The following is a 14782-nucleotide window of genomic DNA, read 5'->3' as shown; positions in this document are numbered from 1 at the left end:
GAAGTACTGGAGAACAGGATGCGACGGCTTGGCCATATCTCAAATGACGTATATGGTATGGATTCAGGACATTCGAGAAATCACCATGCATCGCATCGGCTACTTGCTCACTGACGGTTTTCAGGTGCTCTCCCTGGCAACTCAAGCCGTATTCGAATTCGCCAATCAGATCGCCGAAGCCCCCTTCTACAGCATCGAAAACTTCTCGCCGGCCGGCGGCACGGTGCGTTCCTCGCTGGGGCTGGCCATGGAAACCCGCCCGCTTGAAGCGCCCGGACTGGCCGACACCTGGATCGTGGTCGGGGTCAACGATCCGGTAAAAACCGAAACGGCCTCTGCTGTGCTCGATTTCGTGCGCCAGGCCGGCAACCAGGCGCGGCGCACGGTCGGCATCTGCACCGGCGGCTTCATCCTCGCCGAAGCCGGCCTGCTGACCGGACGCCGCGCCACAACCCACTGGGCCTACGCGCAGGCCTTGCAGAAGCGCCATCCTGAAATCAGCGTCGACGTCGACCGCATCTATATCGTCGACGGCCCCTTCTGGACGTCGGCCGGCATGACCGCCGGACTCGACCTCGCGGTTGGCATGGTGGAAAAGGATCTGGGCGCCGATGTCGCCCGTTCGGTGGCGCACAAACTGGTGATGCACCAGCACCGCTCCGGCGGCCAGTCGCAGCATTCGGAAATGCTCGACCTCGCCCCCAAATCCGACCGCATCCAAAGCGCGCTGAACTATGCACGCCAGCATTTGAGCCGACCGCTCAGTGTCGAAGAACTGGCCGGCGTGGCACACCTGAGCCCTCGTCAATTCACCCGCATATTCAGCGCAGAAACCGGCCAATCCCCCGCCAAAGCCATCGAAGGCCTGCGTCTGGAGGCCGCTCGATTGATGATCGAACAGAGCCGACACTCCCTCGATGTGGTCGCCAGCGAATCCGGCTTTCGCGATCGGCGCCATATGCGGGAAGCCTTCATTCGAGGCTTCGGCGTGCCTCCACAGGCGGTACGGCGGGATGCGCGGCAAGTGGTGGGAAAAGTGTAGATATCGCGGACTGACGAGGCCTCCCCCTTTGTGGGAACGTTGAGCGGTGCAGGAAAAAAGAAAATGGCCGAGGTCGTCAGCTATACCTGACAACCTCGGCCATTTTCTTTTCGGCTATTGAGCGACAGCCATCAACCGATCACGTCTTCACCTCGACATGATCCAACGCCTGATTCACAGCCAGCCCCGCGACCATCACCACTTGCGCGATGCCCAGCGCCGTTTTGCGATGGCCGGGTTCCAAGATCGCGGCGAAGTTGCTGAGCATTTCGCTCGCGGAATCAAGGGACTCGCAGGCATTGGCCAGGAGGGATTCGCTGTTGTAGGCCGGGTTGGCCAGGAACATGGGGTCGTGTGTGGTGTGACTGCCCATGATGCGTTGTTGCGGGGTGAGGTAGTGGTCGAGGGCGCGTTCGGCGGCTTCGTTGAGGGTGCGGGAATCGGGGAATTGGTAGGGGGAAACCGGGTCGGTTTCTGGGGGATTGGGTGTTGGTTTGATCATGGTGAAACTCCATATGGGACTTAAGGAGCCATCACTCTCGCTACCAAACGAGGGGTGGTGGCCATACGAAGGTTGGTAGACCGGCCCATATGGAAAATCCGGCGCGCCCGAAGACGCCCTGCGCATGGCCACCATAAGTCAGATACCGAAAAGGTATCCGCGCTAGGTGACGTTATGCGTCATATGGAGAACCGGGCTACCAAACCCGATCACTGTTTTTCAGTGACCATGGAACGATAAAACCCGCGCCCCAGACGCACAAGCCGGCGGATTCTGGCGTAGTCGTAGGCAATGACGCAAGGTTGTGTAGCCTTGAGGGCGTAACGGATGGTGTCTTTTAAACGGGGATTTTTGGAGGGTTAAACGGGTGGATCAGGAGCGGCCCTCACCCTTTGTTTTTTGACCGGTTGAATCCACAGCCGAAAGCTGACGCTCATCGACATCTGCCTAACCAGAGTCGATTCAAAACGGTTGCCGATATGCCAACCAGAGCAATGCCTTGAGCCACTGTTCGGCGCAACTCTGATACAGTCGCCCTTGGAAAAATCGTAGACAGGAAGTCATACATGGCAAAGCCAGCTGCACGCTTGACTGACCCCACCAGTTGCCCTATGCCTGGGCACGGGCCCAAAGCCATTGCGTCCGGATCTTCCGATGTGTTTTTCGACGGCCTCGCAGCTGCAACGAAAGGCGACACTTGCACCTGTGGCAGCGCTTTGGACTCGGCAGTGTCTGCGACGGTGTTCATCAATGGCAAAAATGCCGCGCTGGTGGGAACCACCGGCACACACGGCGACGTAGTTATTGGTGGCTCGGGAACGGTGATCATCGGCGACTCCCATACTCCTGCACCGTTCACACCTCCACTCCCGCTGCTACTGCAGAAAACTTATGGGCATACTTTCAGTATCGTTGATAGCGAGACGGGGCAACCTCTAGTCGGAAGAAATTTTACTGCCACTGTAAATGGTCAAAAGATCACAGGTGTCACCGATAGCGCTGGGATAGCGAAGATTAAAACTCCCGTCAAAGATGCCAATATTTCCATGAGCATTGATTTCAATTCTCCAGCTCGCACGCTTGACGAACTAATGGACTGACCCAGAATGGCTGAAAAATTTACTACCGAAGCAAAAGCGGCTGAAGTCAAACCCGGTGCGCCAGTTGCTCCCACGATTATCACGGTCAACGATAGAGCTGCCACTAGAGAAGCGATCATCAGACTACTCAGCAAAAACAAGTGCGAATTTGTAGAGCGATCATCATGGGGAGCACATAAAGCAAAAGGTGAAATGGTAGATGATTGGGACTACTCGATGATCGCCCTTCACCACGCAGGACGAAGTGTAGGCTGCGGTGCTGGTGCAGGACAAATGCGCGCGATCCAGAGTGAGCATCAGGCCAAGTTTGATGATATCGGCTATCACTATGGCATCGATTGTACGGGTAAAGTCTTCGAAGGACGTGACATACGATTCAAGGGATCAAGCGTACATAACTACAACACAGGTGTGATTGGTATCGTTTTGCTGGAAAACCTGACTACCGCCGAAGAGGGAGGCGATATAGTCGCTTTTGCTCGACAAGCCCTCGAAAGCATCAACGGCAATATGGACCAGAAAATTCCTGCTATACAAATTGATACCCTTCTGACCTTGATTCAGGCCCTGACCAGCGTTTTCAGGGTGACGACGTTAGGTGGGCACCGTGAGTTCCCCATGCAAGCCGGCGAAGGAAAAATATGCCCTGGTAATATTGGCATGGAGCTTGTTAGAAACCTTCGAATTAAAACCAAACTTTTGCGACCGCCTTCATCATGAAATCGCTGTTAATCATATTATCAACCACGATTATCGCCATACTTTATATAGGCTTTTACGAAAAAATGGAGGACGCCTACCCGGAAAAAGTATTCTTTATAAAAAAGAGCCCTACATTTCAGATAGAATTCGAAAATATTTTTGCGTACGAATCAGATGACAAAAAATTAAGCGAGCTAAGTGAGGGGGAGCGAAGCCTGGTTATTAATTATTGCAAGTATCGACTTGGCTTGGATACGACATTAAACAGTCAAAGCGAGCTTGAAAAATGCAAACAAAGGTAAATAGCAAGTCGCCCTTTTAAACCGTATAAGTCTCTGAAACGCATCTGGCGACTATTACCGATTATCACGAAGGGGTCGCCTGTTTCGCCGGAGAAGCAATGCTAACCGATCAGCAAGCTCGAACAGCACTCAAAGAGCTAATAGAGAAATACCTCAAAGGGGTAGCCCCTGATTATCAGCTCTTGATTGAGTTGATTGAAGACCCATCGCAGCCAGTTCCTATCAGGGGAATACTGGAGGACATTCGACAATATTGCCACGCCCGATACACGCGACAGGAACTGGAACATATTGACGACTGCATATACATCTTCGGCTGAAGCGGGTTCATGTCAGCACTTTGATAGACATCATTGGGTGGCTGCTATTGGCCGAAAACAGCCCTCCATAAAAGCCACCAATCAGCAGCGATTCATAGCAGCCCACGCCCGACCATACCCAACCACCCTCCCCGCCAACTCCAGCGGAAAATGAATCACCCCATGCGCCGTTTCCGGCAACAGATGCGCCTCCACGTCCACAGCCCTACCACAACACTCAGCAACCAGCGAGCTGCCGTGAGGCAGTTTCGTCAGCGGACCAGTCCATTGATGTCTTCATTACGTCCTTTTTACCCGCGGTTGTTGCGCAGAATGGAGAAATTCAACGCCGCCGCGACACACAGCCATGCCAGGTAAGGGAACAGGATCAAACCGGTAATCACGTCCAGGCGCAAGGCCAACACCACCATTGCGGCGACCACCAGCCACAGCAGCGTGATGATCAGCATGCCGGCGAGGATGCGGTGTGCGCCGAAGAATACCGGTGTCCACAAGGTGTTCAATGCAATTTGCGCCGCCCACAAGGCGAGGACCGTTTCGCTGCCGGGGGTCAGGGTCAGGCGATAGCCGACCCACGCGAGCAAGAGGTAGATCGTGGTCCAGGCAACGGGAAACACCCAGTTGGGCGGTGTGAAGCGTGGTTTGACCAGCGATTGGTACCAAGGGCCCGGCTGGAAAATCATCCCGGTGCTCGCTGCCGCACCGCAGGCCAACAGGAAAATTAGAAAGGTCATCGTCTGTCCTTGGCTGATATCAGCGCGTTGAGTCTGGTTCTGCTTGGATGCCCGAAGCCATGCAAAAAGTTCATCGGCCGTTTTCTCGCCTCGCTGATAGGAATAGGCAATGTTCAAAGACAAACCGACATAGGTCGGCGTTTCTTCGATGGCTACCATGAGCTGAAACCCATTCACCGGAGCCCGTCATGTCCACCACCAAGACCCTTTTCATTACCGGCGTCAGCAGCGGCTTCGGCCATGCGCTGGCCAGGGAAGCACTCGCGGCCGGCCATCGCGTAATCGGCACTGTGCGCAGGGAAGCCGACTTGCACGCCTTTCAGTCGCTCTCCGTGGATAACGCCTACGGAGTGAAGCTGGATGTCACGGACTTCGACCGGATCGACGGCGTCATTGCCGAAGTTGAAGCGACTCATGGCCCGGTCGATGTGTTGATCAACAACGCCGGTTACGGCCACGAAGGCATCTTCGAAGAGTCGCCGCTGGAAGAGATGCGCCGTCAGTTCGACGTGAACGTGTTCGGTGCGGTTGCCTTGATCAAGGCGTTCCTGCCCTTCTTTCGCAAGCGGCGCGCGGGCCAGATCATCAATATCACCTCGATGGGCGGCACGATCACGATGCCGGGGATCGCCTACTACTGCGGCAGCAAGTTTGCGCTCGAAGGCATCTCCGATACGCTGAGCAAGGAGCTGGCGCCCTTCAATATCTTCGTGACTGCCGTGGCGCCGGGTTCATTTCGAACCGACTGGGCCGGTCGCTCGATGCAGCGCACGCCGCGCAGCATTGCCGACTACGACGCCAGTTTCGATCCGGTACGCAAGGCGCGCGAAGAAAAGAGCGGCAAGCAACTCGGCGACCCGCAAAAAGCGGCTCAAGCGATGTTGCAGATCATCGCCAGCCCGACACCACCGGCACACGTGCTTCTGGGCAGTGACGCGCTGCGGTTGGTGCGTGAAAAGCTCCAACAGGCAGCCAGCGAGATCGATCAGTGGGAAGCGCTGACTCGCTCCACCGACCATTGAGTGGCCAATAGAGAGAACGCAATGAAGCAGGCCGACCCTGGCACCTCGCGCATGGTGCAGCTCATGGAAACCCTCACACCGGTCGAGGGCTACAACTTGAGTGCGCTTGAAAGTGTCCGCTTCCTGCGCTCCAACCGGCCACTCAACCGCACACCGGTGCTGTACGACCCGGGCATCGTGATCCTTTGTCAGGGACGCAAACGCGGGTATCTGGGCGATGACGTCTACGTCTACGACGCCCAGCATTATCTGGTGGTGTCCGTGCCCATCCCGTTCACCATGGAAACCGATGCCACCGAGGCCGAGCCGATGCTCGCGATCTACATGCACCTCGACTTCCACCTGGCCAGCGAGTTGATGCAGCAAGTGGATGACCTGCACGGCCCGAGCGATGCGCAACCCAAGGGCATGTACGCTTCGCCGATGGACGACAAGCTCCGCGCTTCGACATTGCGCTTTCTTGAAGCCATGTGCATCCCGGGGGACGCGCAGATACTGGGGCCATCACTGCTGCGGGAAATCTACTACCGCATTCTGACCGGCGAACAAGGCGGATCGATGCGTGCCGCGCTCAACCGACAGGGGCATTTCGGCAAGGTGACCCGGGCGATCCGCAAGATCCACAGTTGCTATCAGGAGCGCCTGGACGTCGAGCAACTCGCCCATGAAGCCAGCATGAGCGTGCCGAATTTTCACCTGCACTTTCGCGGCGTCACGGACACCTCACCCATGCAATACCTGAAGTCGACACGTCTGCATCAGGCGCGGCTGTTGATGCTGCGCAATGCCATGACCGCTTCGGCAGCGGCGTTCAATGTGGGTTATGAAAGCGCCTCGCAATTCAGTCGCGAGTTCAAACGCTTTTTTGGCAGGACGCCGCAGGCGGAGATCGAATGGATGAAGGCGACGTATGCCTTGCCTGCGCCGACTTCGCCCTCGGAGTATGTTTCGTCGCATTAACGGGCAGGCAGGTTTTCCACGCTGGCCAGCAACTGAAGAAAACGCGCTTTCAGTTCATCGTCCGCCAGCCTTGCGCTGGCGTATTCCCGCAAGCGTTCCAGCGCCCCGCTCGCGACCGCAAAGCCCTGCTGTCCCTTCAGTTGCTGCGCATAGTCATCCAGCACGGTCGCCGTTTCGTTGCACAGTTCAAGGGATGCCAGCCAGTCCTCGCCTTGGGACTGACCGTGAGCCAGTTCCACTTGCAGCGCATCGATTGCCATGGCGATGGTGCGAAGCCGTACCAGCAATTCCTGCATGCGCAAGACCAACACTTCCTGATGACTCTCGGCAACCTGCCACCCCGGCTCCAGCGCCACGCGGGCCACCATCGCCTGGCAGTCGGCCAACTCGTTCCATACGCGCAAGTCACGGGGCGCGTCGTCGGCTTTTCGTCTCGTCTTCAGTGAGTCCGCGAGCTGGTTCACCAACGTCGCCAATCGTTGACGCAGCGTTTCACCTTCTGCCTCGGGCCACAAAAAGGCGTGAATCAACAGGGAAATCCCGACACCCAGCAGCACACCGATGATGCGATCGCGAATCTCCGTCAGGTTGGTGCTGGGCTCGAATTGCTCCAGCAACGCCAACGCAAAGGTGAACACGATCTGCACACCGGCGTAGCTGATACGCTCGGAGCCGGCGGCGATCCAGGAGCCGAGCGCGATCACCGGCAACGACATGAACAACAGGCCGACGATTCCGTCGATGTGCGGCACCACCAGGATCACCATCGCCAATGCCAAAGCGCTGCCCACCAGCGCACCGCCGACCCGCAACGTCGCGCGCATCCCGGTAGCGCCGAGGCTGGGTTGAGCGACGATCAGGCAGGTCAGCATGATGGTGTGAATGCCTTGCCAGTCCGTGCCCATATAGAACAGATAGCAAAGCGATGCGGCCAGCAGCGTCTTGACGGCAAACTGCGTGTACACCGGGTTTTCGAAGGCATCCGGCACCCACATCGGTGCGCTCTTCGGCTTGGTTTCCGGAATGCTGTCAGCCGCCTGCACATTGAGAAAAGACAACAATTCCAGGCGCATTTGCTCGTACACGCCGGGCAGACCGGTCGTATCGATCTGATCAAGGGCGGACAATCCTTCAGGCACCAGGCCCGTTTCCAGAGCAGCCTCCAGATCGAGCACGGCCTGGCGCAACAATTCGTTCGCCAGCGCGTTCGCTGTGGGCGGCGGCAGTTGAGCGGCCAGCGTCAACAGCCGGGAAATACTGCTGATGCGTGCCAGATGCGCGGCCTGCTGACTGCGAAAGTCAGCGTCGCGCATGCAGGCGAACCGCAGTAGTTGTTGCGATGCCAATACGCTGCGCTGAATAGCAGCGGCACCCAACGCTGCCCCGCTCTGCTCGCCACTCAGACATCGGGCAACCGTGAGCAACTGCGAGCGCAGATGATTTTCCAGTTGCCGGACAGGCTCCGCCGGCAACAGCAGCGTGTTGACCAGCAGCGTCAGGCCGATGGCGTAACTGACCGCCACCCACACCCAGAGCACCAGACGCAAAACCGCCTCGGCCTGATCGGTCAGATCAACGAAGGTCTGGGCGTAAATCACCACAATGCCGACCACGAAAAACACCACGCCGATCCGGGTCACACGGATCAAATACGCACTGCAGAAAAACAGCGCGCAAGCGCCGAGAATGCGCAGCAGCGGATAGCCGTAGGTGAATTTCAGTAGCAGGATGGTCAAGCCGATGGCCAGTGTCGCGCCGGCCAGAAACAGCATCCCGACCATACGGGTCAGCACCACGTTGGTCTGCGTCACGTAAAACACCACGATCAGCGAAAGCGCCAGCAACGGCACCTGCAGGGTCATCGAGATGATGATCACCAGCGCACTGCCCAGCAGCGTGCGCAACAGCAGGTTCATACGACCGGGATAGGGCTGAAGTTCATCGACCAGAAACCGGTACAGGCGCTCCAGACCGCCCCGGTTCCAGTCTTTTGTCGAGTGTTTCATTGACCGTTCTTGGCCGGTTCGTCAGGGCGCAACACGGCGACGGCGGAGGCGCCGATGCGGAACAGTTCCGGGTCGGGATCCTGCACCGAGATCTTCACCGGAAAACGCTGCGAAACCCGCACCCAGTTGATGGTGCGCTGCACACGCGGCAGGCCTTCGATCACGGTTCCGCCGTCATCCGGCAGCACACCGAAACTGAGCGAGTCGACCCGCCCCTGAAAGCGCTTGCCGGTGTCGCCCAGCAGATAAAGCGTGGCGGTCGTGCCGGCCTTGATGCCTTTCAGATCGGTCTCGCGAAAGTTCGCCATCACGTACCAATGGCGCGTATCGATCAGGGTGAAGATGGGTTTGTAGGCCGAGGCGAACTGGCCGACGGTGGTGCGCAAAGACGCGATTCGTCCGTCGAAAGGCGCGCGCACTTCGGTGAATTCCAGGTTCAGTTCGGCCAGGGAGATCTGCGCCTCGACCTCGGCCCGCTGCGCCACCAGCGCATCCACACCGCTGACGGCAGCCGAGGCTCGTTGTGCCTGCAATCGGGAGGCGTTGAGTTCGGCGGCTGTCGAGCGTTGCGCCGTGCGCGCCTGATCCACGGCCTCCACGGACACATAGCCTTTGGCGAGCAGTTTCTCCAGACGCTGAAGGGTGTCGTTGGACTGAGTGGCCTGCGCCCTCGCCCGTTCGACCGACGCCACCGCCGATGCGGCCTCGTATTGCTGGGCGTTCACGCTGCGCTGGGTCAAGCCGATCTGATGGTTGAGGGTAACCAGCCGCGCCCTGGCCTGATCCAGCGCGTCCTGATACGGACGGGCATCGATGCGGATCAACAGATCGCCCTGCTTGACCAACTGATTGTCGCGCACCGGCATTTCGACGATCCGGCCGTTGACTTCCGGAACGACATCGATGGTACCGGCGTACACATACGCGTCATCGGTACTCGGCCGGGTTTCGGTTTGCCAGAGCACATAACCCAGCAACAGGAGCGCTGCCAGTACGATCAGCAGCGCCGGTACACGGCTTGCACGCGGTTTGGCGTCGGTTTTATTCATGGCGGGCACTCATCCGTGGAAGACGACGAGCCACAACAGCATCGCCAGGAGTCCGGTCAGCGCCGGGTAGCTCAGTGCCAGAGGCGCAATGCGTTCGCGCAGCGAGTGTTTGCCCAGGATCACGTGGATCGCCGTGGTCGCCACAACGCCGCCGACCATGCAGAACAACCAGTCGGGAAATGCCGCACCGAACAGTACGAGCGAGGGGGATGTGGAGCAGCCGCTGAGCAGTAGAACGACGGGGATCAGTGCCAGCCTGACGGGATCGAATGAAGGCATGCCGACCTTCGCAAGTGACGACTGACGCAAACCGGAACCTCTGGACAAGGAATTGACCTGCGCACCTTACCGATCCGTCCACGGTCCCGATATTGGAAAAAAACACAACTTCGTTGTGACAGGAAACAACCGGAAAACCGGGCTGAAAGCGTTGTTGAACCGGCCTGTTGAACGTAAGAACATAGAGCGCGCACAGACACTCGCCAACGAGTCAAACCGACCCTTCCAGGCGCAAAAAGGTGAACGCAATGACGCCCATTCCCACCCTCAGCGCTCGCCTTGCGACGATCACCCGCGAGTTTGCGAACACCCCTTCCCTGCTCACTGCAAAGATCAACAGCCAGCTCAACGCAATGGCAGGCTACAAGGACCTCACGCCCGAAGCCCGCAAGGATCTGGAAAACTCCCTCAGCTACACCGCGCGCCTGTGGTGCGAAACACTGCTGACCGGCGAGGGGTTGTCACCGGACACTCGCCGTGCGCTGCGGGAAATCGGTTGCCGGCGCGTCCATCAGGGCGTGCCTCTGCAATCGTTGATGCGCGGTTTCAGTCTGGGTGTTCGCGGGATCTGGAGCGGTTATCTGGAGCTCGCCAAAGTCGACGATGCATTAAGCAAAGAGTTGCTGTCGCAGATTTCCGGCTACATGTTCGACTTCTTCGACGATATTGCCGAAGAAGTGGTCCAGGCGTATCTGGAAGAACAGATCCAGAAGGTTCGCTGGCGGGAACACCTGCACCAGCGGCTTTATCACTTTCTGTTGCATGCGCCACACGATACCGAAGGCTTTGAGGAAACCCTGTCGGCCCTCGGCCTGGACGCCAGCACGCCCCGCGTGGCCCTCGCACTGGAACTGCCGTTGCGTCCTGTCCAGCCGTTGCAGCGCGAAGACGAATTCGACCGCCTGACACTGCAGGTTGCCCGGCACCTGAAGATCCCCGTCAAGGAACTGATCCGCGTCTGGTACCGCGACAGACTGGTGATCTGGCTGCCGGGCATCAAAGGCGAAACCCTCACGCAATGCGACCAGCGCATGAGCGACAGCGCCGCGTCACTGCCGGCGTTGCTGCCGTCGTTGCGTGGCATCGGCATCGGCCTGCTGAGTCAGGGGATCGCCGGCTGGATCGGCACGGCACAAGAAGCGATCAAGGCCATTGACCTGTTCCCTGTCGACGGGGCCGAAGCACGGGTCAGACGCTACTCCAGCGTGCTGATCGAAGACAGCGTGCGCAGCCATGACAACACCCTCCGATACCTGATGTCGCTGATCGAACAGCTCAGCCATGAACCCGATCTGCTGCTGACGCTGGAAACGTTTTTCTCAAGCGGCCGTCACCGCGCCCAGACTGCAAAGACGCTGGGCATTCACCCGAACACCCTCAATTACCGCACCGCCCGGATCGAAATCCTCCTGGGAGCGGATCTCAACGACATCAACTGGATCAGCCGGCTGGACACGGCCCTGAAGCTGCGCCGGCACTCGATCAGCAAGGGCCAGGCGCACTAGATGCTCAGGCGCCCAAAAGTCGCCGGGTGGTCGCCATCGACGTGCTCAGCGACTGCCCGGTGCGTTGCAACTTGTTCAACAGACTGGCCCCCAACCATAGCTGATACAGGGTCTCCGCCAGTTGCCGGGCATCGCCGTCGGGCAGGCTTTTTTCGCTCTGGCCCTGCTCGATGCAAGCGGTGATGCGCGCCACCACGCGCTCGGCGCCATCACGCAAGGTCAGGCGCATGGCTTCGGACAGATCGGCCACCTCGGCACTGAGCTTCACCACCAGACACTCGTCGCCGTGCCCCTCCAGCGTGCAGCGGTCCAGCCAGCCCTGCCAGTAATCCATCAGACGCTCGCGGGCATTCAGGCCGGGCAGCGTCAGGCGCCGCTCCATCTCGGCGAGGTAACCGACAAAGTAGTCTTCGAGCAGCGCCTGGCCGTACAGCTCCTTGGATTTGAAGTAGTGATAGAACGAGCCCTTGGGCACGCCGGCGGTCTGCAGGATCTCGTTCAGACCGACACTGGTGAAGCCTTTCTCGGCCATCATCCGGTGGCCGGTGTCGAGCAGGTGTTGGCGGGTGTCGTCGTAGGTCGGTTTCATCGGGGCGCGGATTACCAGGCAATAGACCAGTCGTTTAATTCGAAGGAACGGGAGTTTGCCACACCGGTCCATGAAAAACATGCGGATAAAAAATCACTAGACGACTGGTCTAATTGGAAACTAAGCTGCACCCCGACAACCTTTCCCCGGTGTCGGTCCTGTGTGAATCCCTCGCACAGCCACGACTCCCGCCCCACCCAAGGTGCTCTATGAAAATCTTGATGGTTCTGACTTCCCACGATCAACTCGGCAACACCGGCAAGAAAACCGGCTTCTGGCTCGAAGAGTTCGCCGCGCCCTATTACGCCTTCAAGGATGCCGGCGCCGATATCACGCTGGTTTCGCCCGCCGGCGGCCAGCCACCGCTGGATCCGAAAAGCGACGAACCTGACGCACAGAGCGCCGAAACCGACCGCTTCCGCAAGGATCCGGCGGCGCAACAAGCGCTGGCAAATACCGGACGTCTGGCCGATGTCCGTGCCGAAGATTTCGATGCCGTGTTTTATCCGGGTGGCCATGGCCCGCTCTGGGACCTGGCCGAGGACAAGCACTCCATCGCCCTGATCGAAGCCTTCGCCCGCAGCGACAAACCCCACGGTTTCGTCTGCCATGCGCCGGGCGTGCTGCGGCATGTGCTCGGTGCCGACGGCAAGCCGCTGGTCCGGGAACGTGAAGTGACGGGGTTCACCAACTCCGAAGAGGCGGCGGTCGGCCTGACGGATGTGGTGCCGTTCCTGGTCGAGGACGAGTTCCGGCGCCTCGGCGCACGGTATTCCAAAGCTGCCGACTGGCAGGTGCACGTCGTGACCGACGGGAAACTGGTCACCGGCCAGAACCCCGCCAGTTCCGCCGCTGTTGCCGAAAAGCTGCTGAAGTTGCTCGGCTGACGTTTTAAGCGGTCATCCATCCGGAGGCCGCGCGTCGCGCACTATCGGCCCGTTCAGCAGGCTCACACGGGTTGTGCTGAATGGGCACTTTCGCCGGGAGCACGCCTTGCCATCCGGTTCCGCCCTGTGGACTTCGCCTGGTACAGGGCCTGATCGGCCGCCTCGATCAGCGCCTGCACCTCTGCAAGCTGCGGACCGGCCACCGCGGTGACGCCGATACTGACCGTCACCCTGCCGAACGGGCTCGCCGGATGAGCAATGGACGCTTGCGACAGTCGCTCCAGAATCAGTTGCGCCACGACCGTCGCTCCCTCGCCATCGGTGTCGGGCATGATGATCGCGATCTCTTCCCCGCCATAGCGCGCCACCAGGTCCGACGGTCGCCGCACACAGGCCTCAAGCACCTTCCCCACCCGTTGCAGGCAAGCGTCGCCGGCAACATGCCCCTGGGAATCGTTGAACAGCTTGAAGTAGTCGATATCGATCATCAGCAGGGCCAGAGTCGCCCCGTCCCTTTGTGCCCGGCGCGCTTCCATGGCCAAGGTTTCATCGAAACAGCGGCGATTGGCGAGGCCGGTCAGCGCATCTTTCCTCGCCAGCAATTCCAGCTGCCGATTGGAACCGAGCAACTGCTGTTGGGTGAGCCGCAACTCCCCTTCCACCTGGGTCCGCCGACGTATATCGACAATGAGAAACCAGCCGATCACGCCCGTGAGCGCCAACAACGACGCAACCACCACCAGCGACAAAAGCGCCTCCAGTCGCCACGCCGCCAAGGCTTCGCGCTTGCCGAGCGCGACCGTGGTAATCAGCGGCAGCTTTTCACTCTTGCGAAACGCGTAGAGCCGCTCCACCCCGTCAAGGCTGGACGTGAAAGATGCGGTGCCCACCGACTGGTCCACCAGGTACTTCGCATAGATGGGCGACTTGGAGAAATTGCGCCCCATGTCCTGTTCGCGGAAGGGATAACGCACCAGCAGCGTACCGTCGGTATAGGACAGACCGATGGCCCCCTCCTGCCCGACGTCGAGCTTGCCGAACAGTCGCAGGAAGTTCTCGACGCCCAGGGTGACCGCCACCACACCGGCAAAATCTCCATGCGCGTCATTGAAGCGGCGACTGACTGTTATCACCCACTCCTGATTCGAGCGGCTACGGATGGGCGGGCCGATGAAGGGCTCGCGGGAGGGATCGTCGCGGTGATGGATGAAGTAGGCCCGGTCACTGCTGTTGGCCCCCGCCGGAATCGGTCGGTTGGAGGACATCAGCCAGTGGCCGTGTTTATCGTAGACGGCAACGCCACTGAGCTGCGGCATCAGCGGCTGTTGGCGTTTGACCAGGGCACTCAAGCGTTCGATCTGCGCGGGGCCGCTGCCCTCGGTTTCCAGACGCTCGACGAGCCCGAGCAACAGCAGCGAGCTCTGCCGGACGATGCCTTCGGAATAGGTCGCGAGCGCCTGGGTCAGGTTCAGCCCGTGGACGTTCACTTCGTCCAGTGCCTGTTCCCGAGAGCTCAGCACCTTCCAGATGGTCAGCGACGCCAGGGAGCAGCCGATCATCAACAGCAACAGCATCACGAGGTGGGTATCACGCTTCACATCAGTACCTTTTGGAAAGTCCGTTTCCCTCATGGCCGCTGTCGGACCGAGGCAACATCGGCGACCGTCTGTTCGGGGCCGCGCAGGATACAAGCAGTCCATCGACGGCGCAGCAACGGCGTGTCGGGTCCTCGATGAACTGTTCGCTGATCGCCCGGTTCGATAAAAACCCCAATCCCGAAAGA

The 14782-nt window shown here is 59.2% G+C and carries 14 protein-coding genes; 7 read left to right on the top strand and 7 right to left on the bottom strand.

Annotation, left to right across the window (positions count from 1 at the left end; all coding sequences use genetic code 11):
• Positions 1 to 85: 85 nt before the first annotated feature.
• Complete coding sequence (locus ACK6BI_RS22295; protein WP_409318783.1) at positions 86 to 1042, top strand: GlxA family transcriptional regulator; 957 nt, start codon at positions 86 to 88, stop codon at positions 1040 to 1042.
• A gap of 139 nt (positions 1043 to 1181) precedes the next feature.
• Here ACK6BI_RS22295 and ACK6BI_RS22290 read toward each other — a convergent pair whose 3' ends face one another.
• Positions 1182 to 1544 carry a DUF6124 family protein gene (locus ACK6BI_RS22290; RefSeq protein WP_065260082.1) on the bottom strand — a complete coding sequence of 121 codons (363 nt, stop codon included), beginning with the start codon at positions 1542 to 1544 and terminating at the stop codon, positions 1182 to 1184.
• A 566-nt stretch (positions 1545 to 2110) separates the two neighbouring features.
• Between ACK6BI_RS22290 and ACK6BI_RS22285 the strand changes: the two genes are divergently transcribed.
• Both ACK6BI_RS22285 and ACK6BI_RS22280 read left to right on the top strand, forming a co-directional pair.
• A complete protein-coding gene (locus tag ACK6BI_RS22285; RefSeq protein WP_409318747.1) occupies positions 2111 to 2644 on the top strand; it encodes a PAAR domain-containing protein in 534 nt (177 codons plus the stop codon).
• Between the two features lie 6 nt (positions 2645 to 2650).
• A complete protein-coding gene (locus ACK6BI_RS22280; protein WP_227232685.1) occupies positions 2651 to 3364 on the top strand; it encodes a peptidoglycan recognition family protein in 714 nt (237 codons plus the stop codon).
• A gap of 894 nt (positions 3365 to 4258) precedes the next feature.
• Here the strand turns inward: ACK6BI_RS22280 and tspO are convergent.
• Positions 4259 to 4702 carry a tryptophan-rich sensory protein TspO gene (tspO, locus tag ACK6BI_RS22275; protein ID WP_409318746.1) on the bottom strand — a complete coding sequence of 148 codons (444 nt, stop codon included), beginning with the start codon at positions 4700 to 4702 and terminating at the stop codon, positions 4259 to 4261.
• A gap of 188 nt (positions 4703 to 4890) precedes the next feature.
• On the opposite strand from tspO, the gene ACK6BI_RS22270 reads away from it, so the two are divergent.
• Positions 4891 to 5724 (top strand): oxidoreductase, encoded by an 834-nt coding sequence (locus tag ACK6BI_RS22270; RefSeq protein WP_409318745.1) that lies wholly within the window; start codon positions 4891 to 4893, stop codon positions 5722 to 5724.
• Positions 5725 to 5745: 21 nt separating this feature from the next.
• Positions 5746 to 6684, top strand: a complete 939-nt coding sequence (locus ACK6BI_RS22265; RefSeq protein ID WP_409318744.1) for an AraC family transcriptional regulator N-terminal domain-containing protein — start codon at positions 5746 to 5748, stop codon at positions 6682 to 6684.
• On the opposite strand, the gene ACK6BI_RS22260 is transcribed toward ACK6BI_RS22265, so the two are convergent.
• Genes ACK6BI_RS22260 through ACK6BI_RS22250 form a run of 3 tightly spaced genes read right to left on the bottom strand, consistent with a single transcriptional unit; the run spans position 6681 to position 10066 of the window.
• Positions 6681 to 8690, bottom strand: coding sequence for an FUSC family protein (locus tag ACK6BI_RS22260; protein WP_409318743.1), 2010 nt, complete (start codon positions 8688 to 8690; stop codon positions 6681 to 6683). The genes ACK6BI_RS22265 and ACK6BI_RS22260 overlap by 4 nt on opposite strands.
• Positions 8687 to 9739, bottom strand: coding sequence for a multidrug transporter subunit MdtN (mdtN, locus tag ACK6BI_RS22255; protein WP_409318742.1), 1053 nt, complete (start codon positions 9737 to 9739; stop codon positions 8687 to 8689). Before mdtN ends, ACK6BI_RS22260 begins: the two co-directional genes overlap by 4 nt.
• A gap of 9 nt (positions 9740 to 9748) precedes the next feature.
• Complete coding sequence (locus ACK6BI_RS22250; RefSeq protein WP_409318741.1) at positions 9749 to 10066, bottom strand: YtcA family lipoprotein; 318 nt, start codon at positions 10064 to 10066, stop codon at positions 9749 to 9751.
• 200 nt (positions 10067 to 10266) lie between these two features.
• Between ACK6BI_RS22250 and ACK6BI_RS22245 the strand changes: the two genes are divergently transcribed.
• Complete coding sequence (locus ACK6BI_RS22245) at positions 10267 to 11523, top strand: PucR family transcriptional regulator (RefSeq protein WP_409318740.1); 1257 nt, start codon at positions 10267 to 10269, stop codon at positions 11521 to 11523.
• Between the two features lie 4 nt (positions 11524 to 11527).
• On the opposite strand, the gene ACK6BI_RS22240 is transcribed toward ACK6BI_RS22245, so the two are convergent.
• Entirely contained in the window at positions 11528 to 12112 is a 585-nt protein-coding gene (locus tag ACK6BI_RS22240) for a TetR/AcrR family transcriptional regulator (protein ID WP_409318739.1), read from the bottom strand.
• A 209-nt stretch (positions 12113 to 12321) separates the two neighbouring features.
• Between ACK6BI_RS22240 and ACK6BI_RS22235 the strand changes: the two genes are divergently transcribed.
• A complete protein-coding gene (locus ACK6BI_RS22235; RefSeq protein WP_409318738.1) occupies positions 12322 to 12999 on the top strand; it encodes a type 1 glutamine amidotransferase domain-containing protein in 678 nt (225 codons plus the stop codon).
• A 62-nt stretch (positions 13000 to 13061) separates the two neighbouring features.
• Here the strand turns inward: ACK6BI_RS22235 and ACK6BI_RS22230 are convergent, their stop codons facing one another.
• Entirely contained in the window at positions 13062 to 14597 is a 1536-nt protein-coding gene (locus tag ACK6BI_RS22230) for a diguanylate cyclase (protein WP_409318737.1), read from the bottom strand.
• Between the last annotated feature and the right edge of the window lie 185 nt (positions 14598 to 14782).

Source organism: Pseudomonas sp. KCJK9016 (assembly GCF_046231795.1).
GTDB classification, from domain to species: Bacteria; Pseudomonadota; Gammaproteobacteria; order Pseudomonadales; family Pseudomonadaceae; genus Aquipseudomonas; species Aquipseudomonas bananamidigenes.
The sequence above is the reverse complement of the archived record's forward strand: the minus strand, read 5'-3'. Positions and strand labels throughout refer to the sequence as shown.

What these genes read in the sequence shown, in the direction of transcription:
- ACK6BI_RS22295 (WP_409318783.1), top strand. Translation starts at nt 86, where the DNA reads ATGCATCGCATCGGCTACTTGCTCACTGACGGTTTTCAGGTGCTCTCC.
- ACK6BI_RS22290 (WP_065260082.1), bottom strand. Translation starts at nt 1,544, where the DNA reads ATGATCAAACCAACACCCAATCCCCCAGAAACCGACCCGGTTTCCCCC.
- ACK6BI_RS22285 (WP_409318747.1), top strand. Translation starts at nt 2,111, where the DNA reads ATGGCAAAGCCAGCTGCACGCTTGACTGACCCCACCAGTTGCCCTATG.
- ACK6BI_RS22280 (WP_227232685.1), top strand. Translation starts at nt 2,651, where the DNA reads ATGGCTGAAAAATTTACTACCGAAGCAAAAGCGGCTGAAGTCAAACCC.
- tspO (WP_409318746.1), bottom strand. Translation starts at nt 4,702, where the DNA reads ATGACCTTTCTAATTTTCCTGTTGGCCTGCGGTGCGGCAGCGAGCACC.
- ACK6BI_RS22270 (WP_409318745.1), top strand. Translation starts at nt 4,891, where the DNA reads ATGTCCACCACCAAGACCCTTTTCATTACCGGCGTCAGCAGCGGCTTC.
- ACK6BI_RS22265 (WP_409318744.1), top strand. Translation starts at nt 5,746, where the DNA reads ATGAAGCAGGCCGACCCTGGCACCTCGCGCATGGTGCAGCTCATGGAA.
- ACK6BI_RS22260 (WP_409318743.1), bottom strand. Translation starts at nt 8,690, where the DNA reads ATGAAACACTCGACAAAAGACTGGAACCGGGGCGGTCTGGAGCGCCTG.
- mdtN (WP_409318742.1), bottom strand. Translation starts at nt 9,739, where the DNA reads ATGAATAAAACCGACGCCAAACCGCGTGCAAGCCGTGTACCGGCGCTG.
- ACK6BI_RS22245 (WP_409318740.1), top strand. Translation starts at nt 10,267, where the DNA reads ATGACGCCCATTCCCACCCTCAGCGCTCGCCTTGCGACGATCACCCGC.
- ACK6BI_RS22240 (WP_409318739.1), bottom strand. Translation starts at nt 12,112, where the DNA reads ATGAAACCGACCTACGACGACACCCGCCAACACCTGCTCGACACCGGC.
- ACK6BI_RS22235 (WP_409318738.1), top strand. Translation starts at nt 12,322, where the DNA reads ATGAAAATCTTGATGGTTCTGACTTCCCACGATCAACTCGGCAACACC.